This is a genomic window from Bradyrhizobium sp. CB2312, from assembly GCF_029714425.1.
Classification (GTDB): domain Bacteria; phylum Pseudomonadota; class Alphaproteobacteria; order Rhizobiales; family Xanthobacteraceae; genus Bradyrhizobium.
In genome coordinates this window covers 3,922,275-3,937,915 of sequence record NZ_CP121668.1, presented here as the reverse complement: position 1 = coordinate 3,937,915, position 15,641 = coordinate 3,922,275, and the positions used below count along the sequence as shown (strand labels likewise).

13 protein-coding genes and 3 pseudogenes are annotated in these 15,641 nt (G+C 64.0%); 11 read left to right on the top strand and 5 right to left on the bottom strand.

Annotated elements, in window-relative coordinates:
- Positions 1–59: 59 nt before the first annotated feature.
- Positions 60–1,967, bottom strand: coding sequence for an acyl-CoA synthetase (locus QA642_RS19005; RefSeq protein WP_283085991.1), 1,908 nt, complete (start codon positions 1,965–1,967; stop codon positions 60–62).
- A 248-nt stretch (positions 1,968–2,215) separates the two neighbouring features.
- Here QA642_RS19005 and QA642_RS19000 point away from each other — a divergent pair, with 248 nt between their 5' ends.
- Positions 2,216–3,313: a preprotein translocase subunit SecD gene (locus QA642_RS19000; RefSeq protein WP_283085990.1), complete on the top strand. Its 1,098-nt coding sequence runs from the start codon at positions 2,216–2,218 to the stop codon at positions 3,311–3,313.
- Positions 3,314–3,566: 253 nt separating this feature from the next.
- A complete protein-coding gene (locus QA642_RS18995) occupies positions 3,567–4,373 on the top strand; it encodes a cyclic nucleotide-binding domain-containing protein (protein ID WP_283085989.1) in 807 nt (268 codons plus the stop codon).
- A gap of 7 nt (positions 4,374–4,380) precedes the next feature.
- Here QA642_RS18995 and QA642_RS18990 read toward each other — a convergent pair whose 3' ends face one another.
- Positions 4,381–5,022, bottom strand: a complete 642-nt coding sequence (locus QA642_RS18990) for a glutathione S-transferase family protein (RefSeq protein ID WP_283085988.1) — start codon at positions 5,020–5,022, stop codon at positions 4,381–4,383.
- Positions 5,023–5,163: 141 nt separating this feature from the next.
- Complete coding sequence (locus QA642_RS18985) at positions 5,164–5,790, bottom strand: cytochrome b (protein ID WP_283085987.1); 627 nt, start codon at positions 5,788–5,790, stop codon at positions 5,164–5,166.
- A 174-nt stretch (positions 5,791–5,964) separates the two neighbouring features.
- Between QA642_RS18985 and murI the strand changes: the two genes are divergently transcribed.
- The 9 genes and pseudogenes from murI to QA642_RS18940 all read left to right on the top strand — a co-directional run bounded on the left by murI (position 5,965) and on the right by QA642_RS18940 (position 12,935).
- Positions 5,965–6,762, top strand: coding sequence for a glutamate racemase (gene murI / locus QA642_RS18980; protein ID WP_283085986.1), 798 nt, complete (start codon positions 5,965–5,967; stop codon positions 6,760–6,762).
- A 60-nt stretch (positions 6,763–6,822) separates the two neighbouring features.
- Positions 6,823–7,596 carry an aldolase/citrate lyase family protein gene (locus tag QA642_RS18975; protein WP_283085985.1) on the top strand — a complete coding sequence of 258 codons (774 nt, stop codon included), beginning with the start codon at positions 6,823–6,825 and terminating at the stop codon, positions 7,594–7,596.
- A gap of 72 nt (positions 7,597–7,668) precedes the next feature.
- Positions 7,669–7,857 (top strand): annotated as a pseudogene (locus QA642_RS18970) (cupin domain-containing protein); the annotation flags it as partial.
- 78 nt (positions 7,858–7,935) lie between these two features.
- Positions 7,936–8,973: an IS110 family transposase gene (locus QA642_RS18965; protein WP_271611464.1), complete on the top strand. Its 1,038-nt coding sequence runs from the start codon at positions 7,936–7,938 to the stop codon at positions 8,971–8,973.
- 285 nt (positions 8,974–9,258) lie between these two features.
- Positions 9,259–9,462: pseudogene (locus tag QA642_RS18960) on the top strand (cupin domain-containing protein); the annotation flags it as partial.
- 105 nt (positions 9,463–9,567) lie between these two features.
- Positions 9,568–10,336, top strand: a pseudogene (locus QA642_RS18955) (acyltransferase).
- A gap of 320 nt (positions 10,337–10,656) precedes the next feature.
- Positions 10,657–11,274, top strand: coding sequence for a 30S ribosomal protein S4 (gene rpsD / locus QA642_RS18950; protein WP_283085984.1), 618 nt, complete (start codon positions 10,657–10,659; stop codon positions 11,272–11,274).
- Positions 11,275–11,535: 261 nt separating this feature from the next.
- Positions 11,536–11,847, top strand: a complete 312-nt coding sequence (locus QA642_RS18945) for a type II toxin-antitoxin system RelE/ParE family toxin (RefSeq protein WP_283085983.1) — start codon at positions 11,536–11,538, stop codon at positions 11,845–11,847.
- 20 nt (positions 11,848–11,867) lie between these two features.
- A complete protein-coding gene (locus QA642_RS18940; protein ID WP_283085982.1) occupies positions 11,868–12,935 on the top strand; it encodes a threonine aldolase family protein in 1,068 nt (355 codons plus the stop codon).
- A gap of 109 nt (positions 12,936–13,044) precedes the next feature.
- Here QA642_RS18940 and QA642_RS18935 read toward each other — a convergent pair whose 3' ends face one another.
- The gene (locus tag QA642_RS18935) at positions 13,045–14,328 is read right to left on the bottom strand and encodes a serine hydrolase domain-containing protein (protein WP_283085981.1); all 1,284 of its coding nucleotides are present in this window, start codon (positions 14,326–14,328) and stop codon (positions 13,045–13,047) included.
- A complete protein-coding gene (locus tag QA642_RS18930) occupies positions 14,309–15,595 on the bottom strand; it encodes a serine hydrolase domain-containing protein (protein ID WP_283085980.1) in 1,287 nt (428 codons plus the stop codon). The genes QA642_RS18935 and QA642_RS18930 overlap by 20 nt, the downstream gene beginning before the upstream one ends.
- Positions 15,596–15,641 lie beyond the last annotated feature (46 nt).

The following is a 15,641-nucleotide window of genomic DNA, read 5'->3' as shown; positions in this document are numbered from 1 at the left end:
TTTTGGGGATGATGCGCGCTTGCGGCGAGGCGCGCAAGCCTCGCCGCAACCGCCCTCACCTAGGCATGCACCACCTCGTGCCGCATCACGAACGGCGCGAGCAACGTGTGCACCTCGCCGGCGACGATTTCGCGCTGGTCGGCCGGCAGCCCGGCAAGCGTCACGGTCGCGATCGAGCCGTGGCTGCCATGCGCGCCGACCTTCACCTTGCAGTCGATGCCGCGCTCGGCGAGCGGCGTCAGCACCTTCGCGAACACGCGTTGCGCCGCATCCCAGCGCAGCTGCGGCTTGAACACCTTGCCGACGCCGGTGACCGGCATCGGGTCGATCGGGATGACTTGCACCGGAACGGCGGCGCGCTCCGGCGTGCGCTCGCGCACCCAGGCTTCCAGCTCGCCCGGCTCGACGCTCGCACCCGGCTTCAATTGCACGTAGCCGACAGGCAGCTCGCCCGCATAGGCATCGGGCTGCCCGACCACTGCGGCGAAGCCGACCGCGGGATGGCGGAACATGATCTCCTCGATCGGCGCCGGATCGATGTTGTGGCCGCCGCGGATCACGAGATCCTTGGCGCGGCCGGTGATCCAGAGATAGCCGTCGGCATCCAGCCGCCCGAGATCGCCGGAATTGACCCAGACCTCGTCGACGAAGGCGCCCTTGTTGTGCTCGTCGTTGAGATAGCCGCCGAACACGCCTGGCCCGGCCATGATGACAACGCCGATCTCGTCGGGCTTGCAGTCGCGGATCAGACGGCCGTCGGCGTCCAGTTGCACGATGCGCACGCGCGCATAAGGCATGGGAAGGCCGACCGAGCCGAGCCGGATCGGCCGCGACGGATAGGCCAGCGTGTGAACGCTCGAGGTCTCGGTCATGCCGTAGACCTCGACCACCGGCAGCTTGAGCTTGTCCTGGATCGCCGAGCCCACCGCGACGGGGATCGCCGAGCCGCCGCCGGCGGCATATTTCAGGCTGGAGATGTCGGCATTGCCGGGTGGCACCCCGAGCGCCGCCGCGAGCACCGTCGGCACGCTCGACAACGCCTCGGGCCTATAGCGCTCGACCAGCCCCCAGATGTTCTTCACCGAATTCGGATTGCGCCAGCCGCTCGGCGACAGCACGACCAGCGAGCCGCCGCTCGACAGCATCAGCAGCACCTGTGTCAACGATCCTCCGACGTGAAACAGCGGCATGCCGAACAGCAGGTTGGCGCCGGGCTTGGCTTTCAGCAGAAGGTTGAGCGCCCAGGCCTGATAGACCTGGTTGGCGTGGGTGTGCCGCACCAGTTTTGGCGTGCCCGTGGTGCCGCCGGTGTGGAAATAGGCGGCGATGTCGGCACCCGAAATCTTGCGCCCGCTGACAAGCCGGTCCGCCGGCTGCTGCTTGATCAGATCGTTGAACGAAAAGATGCCCTTGTCGGGATCGCCGCCGCCGAACACCTGCACGACCGCCTTGAGATGCTTCAGCTGCGGACGGATCTGCTCCACCTTCTGCCAGATATCGGTGCCCGGCACCGGCCCGAGCGCCACCAGGACCTTGGTGTTCGCAGCTTCCAGGATTTCCGCGATCTGATGCGGCTCGAGCAGCGGATTGACGGGATTGGCGATGCCGGCCGCCTCCGCGCCGAGCAGCGTCACGAACGCATCGGGCACCAGCGGCAGCATGAAGCTGACGACGTCGTCTTTTCCCACGCCAAGCGCGTGAAACATGTTCGCCGCCTGGGTCACGCGTGCGATCAGGTCGCGATACGTGACCACCACCGGCGTATCGGCCGGATCGGCATTTTGCAGAAACTGGATCGCCGCACCGTCGGGATTGAGCGCCGCGCCCAGCCTGACGGCATCATAGGTGCTCGCGGCGGCGACGCGATCGGCATAGGGGACCTGCTCGAAAGCCCTGACCTCCGCGTCCGTGAAAAAGTCGGGGTAGTCGTCGCCGATGAACCGATCGAGCGCGTGGATGCCCGCCATGGAATTCCGTCCTCCCTCAGATGCATGCCCCCGCCCGCTGTCTTTTGACATTTGGTTCAGGCGGAGCCTCGACCGATGGCCGGTCGAGCGCGGACAGAATGATGGATGATTTGGCGTTCGTCCATGGCTTGACGGCTACGGTCGTAGCACCCGGATTCGAGGCGTTTGAACCTCCGCTGCCGATCGGAGCACCAAGAACAAGCATTGGATTCGCCTGTCAGCGTCCTGCCGCAAGACTCGAGGTGATCATGACCACGCCCCCGCGGGATCGCATCGCACGGCTGTTCGCCGCGCTCGTCATGATATCGATGATCACGGCATCCGCGATCGCCCTCCCCCGCGTGGTGCTCGCCGAGGACAGCCAGTTCGACAAGATGCGCGCCAGGATCGCCGCCTTCGTCGGCGACAAGATGCAGAAGCTCGGCGGCTCGCGCGTCGTCTACAAGGTCGACACCGACGGCCTGCTCGAGAACGTGGTCACGGACTTGCGCGACGACGTCTACAAGATCCTGCGCGAGGGCAAGATCGCGTTCTCCGGCCCCGCGATCCGCGATGGCGGCGTCGAGGTGAAGATTGCCGATGCCAAGGGCCGCGAAGAGCTGAAGCGCAAGCTCGCATCGGCCGCTGAGGGACTGCCATCACATGCACTCACCGTGACTGACGGCGGCGACGGGCTGGTCAGGCTCACGCCGACCGATGCCGCCTCCGCCGCACGGTTGCGCGAGCTGGTCGAGGACTCCGTCGCCATGATCGAGCAGCGCCTGAGGGACGCCGACATCACACTCGCGAGCGTCCAGCCCGACGGGACCGACCGGATCCGCATCTTCATCCCGGGAATGATGGAACCGGAGCGCGTGACCGCGATCTTCGCCACGAAGGTCAACGTCAGCTTCCGCATGGTCGACATCTCGATGTCGGCAGAGCAGGCGCAATCGGGCACGCCGCCTGCGGGCGCGGAAGTCCTGCTCGGTTTCAAGGACAAGCGCCCCTATCTGGTTGCCAAGGACAGCGCGATTGACGGCGACGACATCAGCTATGCCGGCCCGGGATTTGCCAGCGGCACGAAGGACCCGATCGCCTCGTTCCGCTTCAACGGCCGCGGCACGCGCCGCTTCGCTCACGTCACCGAAGAGAACATCGGAAAGCCCTTCGCCATCGTGCTCGACGGCAAGGTGATCTCCGCCCCCGTGATCCGCGAGCCCATCACCGGCGGCTCGGGCCAGATCTCCGGCAATTTCACGCTGGAGGAAGCGAGCAGCGTCGCCATGCTGCTGCGCGCCGGCGCGCTGCCGGGCCATCTTGCCCTGGTCGAGCAGCAGGTCTTGCAGCCCGCCGCCAAGCCGTAACGCCAAGATCGCCTCGCGCCCGCCTCGTCGGGCACCCAGGATCGACCACGCCGGCGCCCGTTCCGGCTCCCGAATCACGAGCACTTCAAATACGCCCAACCAACGGGCAATTGCCGAAACGCCCGATCAGGCTAAAATTTGCCTCTTGCGGCAGGGCGACCGAAGGCTTCATTTCAAGCGGTCGTCATTCGATCTCGGCTATAGCTGTCGCGAATACCGACCGGGACTGAAGGCCTTACGCGGGGTTAGTACCATGCCGTCCGGCAGCGCAGACATTTCGTCGATCCTCGACCGCATCCTCGATGCGGCGACGGACAACCTCAGGATCGCGAAGATCCTGGTCCAGATGGGCCTCGATCCCAACAACGTCACCTACGACGCGATCTTCAACCGGCTGCTGGAGATCTTCGTCCACAACATCACGCTCGCCAATCTGTTTGCCGCGGTCGGCGCCGGCTTCTTCGTCGCCACCCTCTTGATGCGGACGATGGTGCCCTTGCGCGTCGCCAACATGATCGGCTGCGCGTTCTTTGCCATTTTCGGCGCGCTCTCGGCCAACGTCTCGACGTTCCTGCTGTATCTGCTCTTGCTTCCGATCAACGCGCTGCGCCTGCGGCAGATGCTCAAGCTGGTCAAGAAGGCGCGTCATGCAGCCGAAGGCGACATGTCGATCGAGTGGCTGAAGCCGTTCATGACCGAGCGCAAATATCGCCGCGGCGACACGCTGTTCAAGCTGGGCGATCCCGCCAAGGAGATGCTCCTCACCGTGACCGGCAAGTTCCTCGTCAAGGAGATCAATGTCGAGATCGGGCCCGGAGCTCTCATGGGCGAGCTCGGCTTCCTCACGCCGGATAACCGGCGCACGGGAACGATCGAATGCATCGAGGACGGCCAGGTGCTGACCATCACCTACGACCGCCTGCTCGAGATCTATTTCCAGGACCCGCAGTTCGGCTACTATTTCCTGGTGCTGACCAGCCAGCGCCTGTTGCAGAACATCGATCGCCTGCAGAAGCAGCTGGCAACCGCGCAGGCGGCCACGACCAACAGGATCGCGTGACCGCCGCTCAGCTCAAGAGCAGCGCCATGCCCGGATCGCCCTTCTCCATCGCGCGCCGGTAGGCCGGCCGCGCACTGACCCGGCCGAGATATTTGACCACGCTCGGGCAGCGCTGCAGATCATAAGGCTGGAAGTAGCGCATCGTGGTGAGCGAGAAGCCGATCATGATGTCTGCGGTGGTGAAGGTGTTGCCCGCCAGATATTCGGCATCACGCACGCGCGCATCGACGAGATCGAAGGCGCGATCGACGCGCGCCCTGGTCGCGGCCAGCATCGGATTGTCCTCGGCAAGCTTGAGCCGGTTCAGCATCATCAGCCGGCCCATGCCGGCTTGCAGCGTGCCGTTGGCGAAGTGAAACCAGTACAGGAACTGCGCGAAGTCAGCATCATCAGGACGAAGCGCGAGATGGCCGTTGCCGTGCTTTGCCATGATGTAATCGACGACGGCGCCGGATTCGGCGAGTACGAGATCACCGTCGGTGATGACGGGCGCCGCCCCGATCGGATGCAGCGCCTTGTAATCAGGCGGCGCGAGCATGGTGACGGGATCGCGCGTGTAGCGCTTCAGCTCGTAAGGAAGTTCGAGCTCCTCGCAAAGCCAGACGATGCGCTCGGACTGCGACTTGCCGAGATGATGGACGGTGAGCATGGGGGGCCTTCCTGAGACTGTCGGATCAGTCGTGACATCTTACTACGTCATTGGGAGCGCAGCACAACCTCACTGTCATCGCCCGCGAAGGCAGGCGATCCAGTATTCCAGAGCAGCGCGAGGATACGGAGAAGCCGCGGCCTACTGGATGCCCCGGTCAAGCCGGGGCATGACAGCGTCGGATGGGGACGCATTGCCACTACACCGAGACCGTCTCCTCCTCGCCTCGTCCGCCACCATCCGCGCCACCACGCGGTCGCGGCGGATGAAGTGGTGCCAAAGGGCGGCGATCACGTGAACCGCGACCAGCGCGAGCAGCACATAGGCAAAGAGGATGTGGCGGTCCTCATAGGCGTTCGCCGCCGCGCGATCGGGCGAGGTGAATTGCGGCACGTGAAACAGGCCGAAGAAGCCCGAATAGTCCGGCGTGTGTGCGCCGGAATGCGCCCAGCCGAGCATGATGACGATGATCACGGCGAGGTAGAGCGCGCCGTGGCTGATGCGGGCGGCGAGCTTCTGCCAGGGTTGGCTGTCGGCCGGCAGTGCCGGCGTCGGGTTGATGACGCGCCAGACCAGGCGCAGCAGCGTGAGCAGCAGGATCACATAGCCCATGTCGGCGTGGATCGAGCGGTAGAAGAAGCGGTCCGGACGCGCCGGGATGTGGTTCATCCACCAGCCGAAGCCGATCATGCCGATGATGGCGAGCGCCAGAATCCAGTGCAGCCACCGGGAAACGCTGCCCCAGCCGGCCTTTGTGTTTCTGATCATGTCAGCCCCCGGGATTTTGCGGATATGTCCCCGATCCGCAGTGCAATACCGCTGCCTGATAGCGGGGCAATGCGGCAACGCGAAATTGAATCGTTCCAAATTGCCGGCGGGGCCAGCCCGCCGCAAAACCGCCCCAAAAACCGAATGGTAACCATGGCGGGTTAGGGTAAAGCTGTGACCAATTCTCCGACGATCCTGGTGTTCGATTCCGGCCTTGGCGGGCTCACGGTGCTCCGTGAGGTCGTGGCCGCGCGCCCGGATGCGCATTACGTCTACGTCGCCGACGACGCCTTCTTTCCCTACGGCCACCACAGCGAGGACGAGATCATCGCCCGCGTCGTGCCGCTGATGGGGGAGCTGATCGGCACCCATGATCCTGACCTCGCCGTCATCGCCTGCAACACCATGTCCGTTTCGGTCATGGGCCACTTGCGTGCCGCCTATCGCGTGCCCTTTGTCGGTACGGTGCCGGCGATCAAGCCGGCCTGCGCGCAGTCGAAAACCCGACGCGTCTCCGTGCTCGGCACCAAAGCCACCGTCAAACGCGAATACACGCAGGCGCTGATCCGCGACCACGGCCAGGGCTGCGAGGTGACCCTGGTCGGTTCACCCGAGCTTGCCTCGCTCGCGGAGGCTGCGCTCAGCGGCAACACGGTCGGCGACGGCGACATTTTCGCGGAGTTGAAGCCCTGCTTCGTGGGAAAACCCGAGGATGTGACGGGGCGCACCGACACGATCGTGCTCGCCTGCACGCATTATCCGCTGCTGCTCGACCGGTTAATCAAACTCGCACCTTGGCCGGTGAATTGGATCGATCCGGCTCCGGCAATCGCCCGCCGCGTCTCGGATCTGCTGGGCCCGCGCGTTTCGGATCTCGTCGAATCGGGGGCCGAAATCGTTTTCACGTCCAAGCGTGCCCATAGTCTCGGCCCTGCGCTGAGGCCGTTCTTCGGCGGTCGCGTGCCGGCCTGACTTTTCGCTGCGCTGGCACGCTGCTAGGTTGCACCGTCGCTCCCTCGCAGGTTTCTGGCCATGTCAGCCCCATCAAAGCCGCTCAATCGCCTCCGCCAATTGTGGAGCGAGGGCCGTCCCGCCTTCGGCGCGATCGCGACCATCCCCAGTGTGCAACTGGTGCAGATCATGGCGCGCTCGCTCGACTGGATCATCGTCGATCTCGAGCACGGCCCGATCGGCCTCACCGAAGCGCATGCGATGATCGCGGCGACGACAGGCACGCCGTGCACGCCCCTAGTGCGGATCGCGGCCAACGAGCCGTGGCTTGCGAAGGCACCGATGGACATCGGCGCCTTCGGCATCAATTTCCCGATGATCACCAATCGCGACGAGGCCGAGAAGGCGGTGCGCAGCGTGCGCTATCCGCCCCGCGGCGATCGGCTCTGGGGTCCGTTCCACGCGCCATTCCGCTGGGGCCAGTCGATGCCTGACTACATGGCCTCTGCCGACGACGAGATGATCTGCATGATCACCATCGAGCATGTCGATGCCGTCAACCGCATCGACGAGATCATGGCGACATCAGGCATCGACGTCGCGGTGATCGGACCCGGCGATCTCGCCACCTCCATCAACAAGCGCGGGCAGATGGACGATCCGGAATTGCGGGCGCTGGTCGCTCGCGAGAAGGCCGGCATCCTCAGAAGCGGCGTGCCGATCGGCGGCGTGGCGCGCAGTGCCGACCAGGCCAACGAGCTGATCGACCGCGGCTACCGCGCGATCGCACTCGGCTTCGATTGGTCCCTGTTCCAGCGCGGCATCATGGCGGCGTTCGACGGGATCAGGCGCTGAGCAGCCGATTACCACCTTGTCGGGAACCGTCGCGCTGCTAGGGTCGGCGCATTCCAGGGAGGAAAAACAACCATGCTCAAGAAGACTTTGCTCGCTCTGTCCTTCGCAGGCCTTGCCTTTGCGGCCTTCGCCCAGCAGCCCGGCATCAAGCGCACCCCACTCCAGAAGGTCGAATTCCCAGACGGCTACAACACCATCACGGCCATCGCGGAAGTTCCGGCGGGCGGCTCGGCCGGACGCCACACTCATCCGGGAATCGAGATGAAGTAACCGGGCACCGACCACTCGGGCGCATAATACGCCGATCGATTCGCCCAACAAGATGAGCTGGAGATCCTGATGAATTACTTCGCTGGACTCGACGTGTCTTTGAAGCGCACCGCGATCTGCATCGTTGATCGAGATGGAAATATCGTCCGGGAAGGAGTGACGGATACCGAACCCGAGGCGCTAATTTCTTGGCTAAGAAACACCCGCTTCGCTTTGCAGCGCATTGGGCTAGAAGCCGGCCAATGTTCCTCCTGGCTGCACAAGGGGCTTTCGGAAGGCGGATTACCCGTCATTTGTGTTGAGACCCGGCACGCAAAGAGCGTGATGCAAGCTCAAACTGTCAAGACGGACCGCAACGATGCTCGTGCGCTTGCGCAAATGATGCGAACAGGGTGGTTTAAGGCGGTTCACATCAAATCTGAAGGCAGCCAAAAGCTCCGAGCTCTGATGGGCAGTCGCCGGTGCCTGCTCGACAAGCAACGCGACCTCAACAATCATATTCGGGCGGCACTTCGAACCTTCGGATTCAAAGTGGGTCTTATCGGCCAAAGCCGCTTTGAAGAGCGTGTACGCGAGCTTATCTTGGATGACGGAGATTTACAGGCCCTCGTGGTTCCATTGCTGGAAGCTCGGCGCATACTCGGCGAACAAGCACGCGTGTTGACGCGCCTGATTGGGCGCCTGGTTCGCAGCGATGCTACTTGCCGCCGGTTCATGACGGTTCCTGGCGTTGGCCCCCTGACAGCATTGGCATTCAAGACGACCATCGATGACCCAGGCCGCTTCCGTAAATCCCGGCACGTTGGCGTCCATCTTGGACTGACCCCAGGCAAATACGCGTCCGGAGAGGTCGACTACAACGGGCGTATCACCCGATGCGGCGATGCCTTTGCTCGAGAACACCTCTTCGAAGCCGCTCATTCATTGATGGTCAACACAAGACGGTGGTGTTCGCTAAAGGCATGGGGCATCCGCATCGCCAAGCGAAGTTCCATGAAAAATGCGCTGGTCGCGGTGGCTCGCAAGATATCAGTCATCCTGCACCGTATGTGGTGCGACGGCAGCGACTTCCGGTGGGAGAAATCAGAGGCCGCAGCGGCAGCCTGACACCCGATTGCACTGATCAACAGAACACGGCCGCGAGGCTGTCAAGGAGTCCGGCAGGACGAGGAATGGCGAGGGTGATAACCGGTCTGCAGCGTGAGCAAATTACCCCGCGACTGCGTCCCCGAGATGGTCCCGCCACTTCTTCACGAACATCATCATGAGGCGGGGATTCCGACCTCGAAGAGAAGCGCGATCGCCGGATCGCTTGACACCACGGTAGGATCAGAAGGCAGAACGGCAATGCGATAATTGGATGAGATTTGATGCTTGACGTCTCAACCCCGGTTAGAGAAGACCGGTTACGTGCTCGAAGGCGAGCTAAGTCTCCTCATCGACGGTCAGCCGGAGAAAACCCTGAAAGCTGGTGATTCCTACCAGATCCCGGCAGGGGCCGTGCACGACGCCAAGACTCATGGCGATAAGGCCATGAAAGTGCTTGGAGTTTACGTCGTCGACAAGACCAAGCCACTGGCCTCGCCGGCGCCCTGATGCGGCGAACCGACCGCCCCCAAGCGGGCTGGGTCGTGCTACAGCAGCCGCGAGCGGACCCCCGCTCGCTGCACATTTTTTAATCCAGGGGAACCGAAAGAGCCGATGCGCGGGACGCCCAAGACCATTTCGTTGCCGCGCCGCCTGATTTGCGACCTCATGCACGCCTCGATGGACGTGCCGTTCGTCTCGCTCTCCCGTTCGCTTAATATCCGTCCGCTGCTGGAGGCCCGCGCGGGGGCGATGGCGCCCGCCGGCTGGGCCGCGATGTTCGTGAAGGCCTTCGCCCTGGTCGCCAGGAACGAGCCGGTCCTGCGCACGGTCTACGCCAAATGGCCCCGGCCGACGCTCTACGAGCTGCCCGATAGCGTGGCGTCGGTGGCGATCGCCCGGGTCGAGGACGGCGAGGAATGCGTGATGCCGCAGCGGATCGCGGCCCCCGAGGCCATGACGCTGGTGGCGGTTGATGCCGAGATCCGGCGCGCCAAAACCGCCCCGGTCGACGACGTTCCGATGTTCCGCAAGGTCACGCGCGCCACCCGTCTACCGCTGCCCCTGCGGCGGCTGTGCTGGGCGGTCGGCCTCAATTTCGGCCGGCAGCGCGGCAACTGGTTCGGCAGCTTCGCGGTGAGCTCGGTGGCCGCCTATGGCGGCGGCGAGCTCCACCCGGTCACGCCGGGCCCCTTCATCCTCAGCTATGGGGCGGTCGAGGGCGACCAGACCATCCATGTCGTGATCCGCTGGGATCATCGAGTGACCGACGCGGCCCCCATCGCCCGGGGTCCTGACCCGGCTGGAACAGGTCCTGAACACTGAAATCGCTGCCGAATTGGGGGCAGCGGCGCCAAAGTCGATCCGAGCGGTCGGGATATAAGTACCGTCGTTCCGGGGCGGCTCGCAGAGCCGAACCCGGAACCTCGAGATTCTCAGGTGCGCAATTGCGCACCATAGTTCGCTCTACGAGCGCCCCGGAATGACGGCCTAAGGCCCCCCGGAATGACGGGCTAAAGAATTGACAGCGAACCCCAAACTCCCCTAAAAGCCGCCTGCTCGCGGGCCGATTTCGGCCCGCGAAGCGTTTCGCGACCCGTGGTCGGCTCCCTCTAGCTTTGGGGATCGGACCTGTCGGTGCCGGGATCATCCCGTCACACAGGAGGGCGCGTCTCCTCAAACCATGCAACCGAAGAGGACGCGATGACTAAGCGCAGTGAGGCGAAGTACAAGATCGATCGCCGTATGGGCCAGAACATCTGGGGCCGCCCGAAGAGCCCCGTGAACCGCCGCGAGTACGGCCCCGGCCAGCACGGCCAGCGCCGCAAGGGCAAGCTCTCCGACTTCGGCGTGCAGCTGCGCGCCAAGCAGAAGCTGAAGGGCTACTACGCCAACATCAGCGAGCGTCAGTTCCACGGCATCTACGTCGAGGCCAGCCGCCTCAAGGGTGACACCGGCGAGAACCTGATCGGCCTGCTGGAGCGTCGTCTCGACGCGGTCGTGTACCGCGCCAAGTTCGTCTCCACGATCTTCGCCGCCCGCCAGTTCATCAACCACGGCCACGTCAAGGTGAACGGCCGCAAGGTCAACATCTCGAGCTACCAGCTCAAGGTCGGCGACGTGATCGAGGTCAAGGAAGCCTCCAAGCAGCTCGCCCACGTGCTCGAAGCCAGCCAGCTGCCCGAGCGCGACGTCCCCGACTATCTCGAAGTCGACCATGGCAAGATGACCGCCAAGTATGTGCGCATCCCCGGTCTCTCCGACGTGCCGTTCCCGGTGCAGATGGAGCCGCATCTGGTCGTCGAATTCTATTCGCGCTGATAGTTCGGCGGAACGACTTTCAAAGGCCCCGGTTTCCGGGGCCTTTTTCTTGTGGTAACCTGCGAACGATGGCCCAGACTACCGACCAGCTCGCCAACATTGCCCCATCGGCAACGCCTTCGGAGGCAGAGCTTGAGGCATGGGCTAAGCTGCCCCGCGACGAGCAGGTCCGCCGATATCAGGCGCTCTTCGCTCAGCCCGATTGCAACAGTTTTACCGCAGATACGCCGGACGACATCCTCGCTGCCGCACGTCAACGCGTTGCTCAACGCCGCCATGGCTGAGTACCGGTTATCGGAGCGTACCCGAGCCGACCTGATCGACATCTACGACTTTACCGAGAGCCGGTTCGGCAAATATCAGGCTGAAGCTTATTACGCTGGCCTGGTCCGTTCCTTCGGACTCCTCGCCGATTTCCCCCTGATCGGCCAGCAAGTGGACGAGCTCGCTCCGGGCTATCGACGTTTCCGCTTCCAATCCCATCTGATTTTCTACACGGTGCAGCCCGACCACGTCGAAATCCGTGCCATTCTTCACGGCGCACAAGACATCAGACCGCAATTGTTCGACTAGATGAAATGACGAGATCCGCCATGCTCTACATCCCTCCCCCGATCGATCCCAAGGCGCCGCCGGTGCGCATCAATCTGCTCTCGGACACGCAGACGAAACCAACGGCTGGGATGCGCGAGGCGATGGCGCGGGCGGAGGTCGGTGACGAGCAGGTGGGCGACGATCCGACGGTGAATGCGCTGTGCGAGCGCGTCGCGGATCTGCTCGGCAAGGAAGCGGCCGTCTACATGCCCTCCGGCACGATGTGCAACGTCACCGCGACGCTGGTGCATTGCCGCCCCGGTGACGAGATTCTGGCGCATGAGACCGCGCACATCATCGCCCGCGAAGGCGGCGCGCATGCCGCGATCGGCGGCTTCCAGGTGACGCAGCTCAAGGGTCCTGACGGCCAGTTCACGCCGGAGACCTTTCGCAAGGCACTGCATCCGCGCACACGCTACCAGCCGCCGCAGACCGTCGTCAGCGTCGAGCAGACAGCCAATATCGGCGGCGGCACGATCTGGAAGAAGGCGGCGCTCGACGAGATCGTCGCGATCGCCAGGCAGCACGGCCTCGTCACCCACATGGACGGCGCGCGCCTCTTGAACGCCACGGTCGCGAGCGGCATCTCCCCGCGCGACATGACGGCGGGATGGGATTCCGCCTGGATCGATTTCTCCAAGGGCCTCGGTGCGCCGATCGGCGGCGTGCTCGCGGGCACGCGTGCCTTCATCGATGCGGTGTGGCAGTGGAAACAGCGCCTCGGCGGCTCGATGCGGCAGGCCGGCATCTGCGCCGCCGCCTGCATCTATGCGCTCGACCACCACGTCGAGCGCCCTGCCGACGACCACGCCAATGCGCGCGCGCTCGCCCGCGGTCTGTCGCAGATCGCAGGCATCGAGGTGCAGGAGCCCGAGACCAATCTCGTGTTCTTCAAGCCTGATGGTGCTGGCGTTGCCGGCGACAAGATGGTCGCAGCGCTGCGCCAGCGCGGCGTCACGCTCGCGATGATGGACGGCCGCATCCGCGCCTGCACCCATCTCGACGTCAATGCGGGCCAGGTCGAGGAGACGATCGGCTACGTCCGCGAGATCGTGCGCGGGGCATGAGTCCCGTAGCTCGGATGGAGCGCAGCGAATTCCCGGGCAGTCTTTCGGCGGCGCGAATCCCGGATTGCGCTTCGCTCCATCCGGACGACGAAGGCAGCAACCCTCGCGCTCACCGCCCCATCGCCCGATAGATCAGTGTCTTCAGCGCGAGCTGAATCCGGCCGCGCTGCGACGGCGTCTGCACCATGAAGATGCCGAACAGATCGTCCTCGGGATCGATGAAGAAGAACGTGCCGCCGACGCCGTCCCAGCGATATTCGCCGAGTGGCCATGACGTCCCTGAAGGCACCGAAGTGCGCACCGCGAAGCCCAGGCCGAAGCCGCTCGTCCCGCCCGGATAATAGTGCTGGTCGCGCCCGATCCTGGTCTCAGGGCCGATATGGTCCGACGCCATCAGCGCGATGGTCTCGGGCTTGAGATAGCGCCGGCCGTCATACGTGCCGCCGTTCAGCAGCATCTGCGCGAAACGGGCGTAGTCGCCGATCGTGCCGACCATGCCGCCGCCGCCCGACTCCCATTTCAGCGGCAGCCTGATGTCGCGCACCTGCGTCGTCGGATTGATGTTGCGATCCGCCGGCATCGGCTCGGCGATGCGGGGAAATTTTTTGGGATCGGCGACGAAGAACGCGGTCTCACTCATGCCGAGCGGATCGAGCAGCCGCTCCTTCTCGAACTGGAGCAGCGTCTTCCCCGACACCACCTCGACGACGCGGCCGAGCACGTCGGTGGAATAGCCGTAATCCCACACCGTGCCGGGCTGCTCGACCAGCGGCAGCGTGGCGACCTTCGCGGCGAACTCGGCATTGCTGAGATTGCTGTTGAAGAGATTGGCCTCGGCATAGAGCTCGCGCACCATGCCGCCGCCGACATAGCCGTAAGGCAGCCCGGAGGTGTGGCGCATCAGATCCTTGATCGTGACCGGACGATTCACCGGCTCCAGCACCAGAGAAACCTTGCCGTCCTCGGCCTTCGTCTCGACGCCGACCTTCATCGTGCCAAAGGCCGGAATGTACTTGGCGACGGGATCGTCGAGCGAGAGCTTGCCCTCCTCGACCAGCATCATCGCCATCACTGATGTGATCGGCTTCGACATCGAGTAGAGGCGGAAGATCGTGTCCGCGCTCATCGACAGCTCGGTCACAACGTCGCGAACGCCGAAATTCTCGTAATAGACCGGCTTGCCGTGCTGCTGGAGCAGCAGGATCGCGCCCGGGAACGTGCCGGCGGCGATCTCGCTCCGGATGTAGTCGGAGACCTTTGCCAAACCTTCGGGCGACAGATTGCGCGCGCCGCGCCCCTCCGAGCCCGCCTGCGCACCGACTGCACCAAACAAAAGGACGAACGCCGCAATCAGCGTGCGGCGCCCGAACCTGTCAATTCTCCATGGCTTCATAGACCAACTGCTTCAATGTCCGCTGCACGCGCTGGCGCTCGGTGGGGGTCTGCTCGAGCAGGACGAAGAACATGTCCTGCTTGGGGTCGATCACGAAATAGCAGCCGGAGGCGCCGTCCCACTTCAATTCCCCGAGATCGCCAGGCGGCGGCGGCTTTGCGTTGCCGGGATCGGTGCGGACGGCAAGGCCGAGGCCGAAGCCGAAGCCGTCGCCGGGGAAATAGAAATAGTCGCGATCGACGCCCGATTTCGGGCCGACCTGGTCGGTCACCATCAGCTTGAACGTCTCGGGCTTGAGGATGGTCTTGCCGTCGAGATTGCCGCCGTTGAGCAGCATCTGCGCGAAGCGCTGATAGTCGGCCATGGTCGTGACCATGCCGCCGCTGGCGAACTGGATCTTCTTGACGACGGTCGGATCGTTGATCCGGCCGACGCGGAAATCGCTGTCGTTCGGCACCGGCTGCGCCAGCAGCTTCTGCTTCTCGGGAGCGGTGACGAAAAACCCGGTATCGACCATGCCGAGCGGATCGAGCAGCTTCTCCCGCATGATGTCGATCAGCGGCTTGCCGGCGGCGACTTCCATGACCCGCGCCAGGATGTCGGTGGAATGTCCGTATTGCCAGAGTGCGCCGGGTTGATTGTGCAGCGGCAGCTTGGCGATGCGCTCGGCGAACTCGGCGAGATCGAAATCACCATCGTAGATCTTCGCCTCGCGATAGGCCTTGCGCACCAGGCTGTCGCCATAGAAGCCGTAGGTGACGCCCGAAGTGTGCGTCATCAGATCCTTCACCGTCATCGGGCGGTTCGGTGGCACGAGCTCGAGCGACTTGGTGCCATCCTCCGCCTTCTTCTCGACGCCGACCTTCACATCGGCGAAGGACGGGATGTACTTGGAGACGGGATCGTCGAGCTTGATCTTGCCGTCCTCGAGCATTTTCATCGCGACCACCGCGGTGATCGCCTTGGTCATCGAGAACAGGCGGAAGATGGTCTTGTCGGTGATCGGCGCCTTGCTGACCACATCCTGCACGCCGAAGGCTTCGTGATAGACCGGCTTGCCGTGCTGGTTGATCAGCACGGTCGCGCCGGCGATCTTGCCGGTCGCAACCTCGTTCTTGAAGAAGTCGCTTATCTTGCCGAGCTTCTCCTGATTGAAGTGCGCGCCGGCAGGAATCTCGTAGGTGCCCTCGGCGCGCGCGAGCGACGTCGCACTCAGCGACACCAGCGCGCTGCAAACCAGCGCACGCAGTCCAGAATTTGAAATCATATCCCCTCCCCGGAACATGGCCAGGCGGAGTGTACCGGCCGCGCCA

Excerpts from the sequence above, each read along its gene's own strand:
- QA642_RS19005 (WP_283085991.1), bottom strand. The coding sequence starts at position 1,967 with ATGGCGGGCATCCACGCGCTCGATCGGTTCATCGGCGACGACTACCCC.
- QA642_RS19000 (WP_283085990.1), top strand. The coding sequence starts at position 2,216 with ATGACCACGCCCCCGCGGGATCGCATCGCACGGCTGTTCGCCGCGCTC.
- QA642_RS18995 (WP_283085989.1), top strand. The coding sequence starts at position 3,567 with ATGCCGTCCGGCAGCGCAGACATTTCGTCGATCCTCGACCGCATCCTC.
- QA642_RS18990 (WP_283085988.1), bottom strand. The coding sequence starts at position 5,022 with ATGCTCACCGTCCATCATCTCGGCAAGTCGCAGTCCGAGCGCATCGTC.
- QA642_RS18985 (WP_283085987.1), bottom strand. The coding sequence starts at position 5,790 with ATGATCAGAAACACAAAGGCCGGCTGGGGCAGCGTTTCCCGGTGGCTG.
- QA642_RS18975 (WP_283085985.1), top strand. The coding sequence starts at position 6,823 with ATGTCAGCCCCATCAAAGCCGCTCAATCGCCTCCGCCAATTGTGGAGC.
- QA642_RS18965 (WP_271611464.1), top strand. The coding sequence starts at position 7,936 with ATGAATTACTTCGCTGGACTCGACGTGTCTTTGAAGCGCACCGCGATC.
- rpsD (WP_283085984.1), top strand. The coding sequence starts at position 10,657 with ATGACTAAGCGCAGTGAGGCGAAGTACAAGATCGATCGCCGTATGGGC.
- QA642_RS18940 (WP_283085982.1), top strand. The coding sequence starts at position 11,868 with ATGCTCTACATCCCTCCCCCGATCGATCCCAAGGCGCCGCCGGTGCGC.
- QA642_RS18935 (WP_283085981.1), bottom strand. The coding sequence starts at position 14,328 with ATGAAGCCATGGAGAATTGACAGGTTCGGGCGCCGCACGCTGATTGCG.
- QA642_RS18930 (WP_283085980.1), bottom strand. The coding sequence starts at position 15,595 with ATGATTTCAAATTCTGGACTGCGTGCGCTGGTTTGCAGCGCGCTGGTG.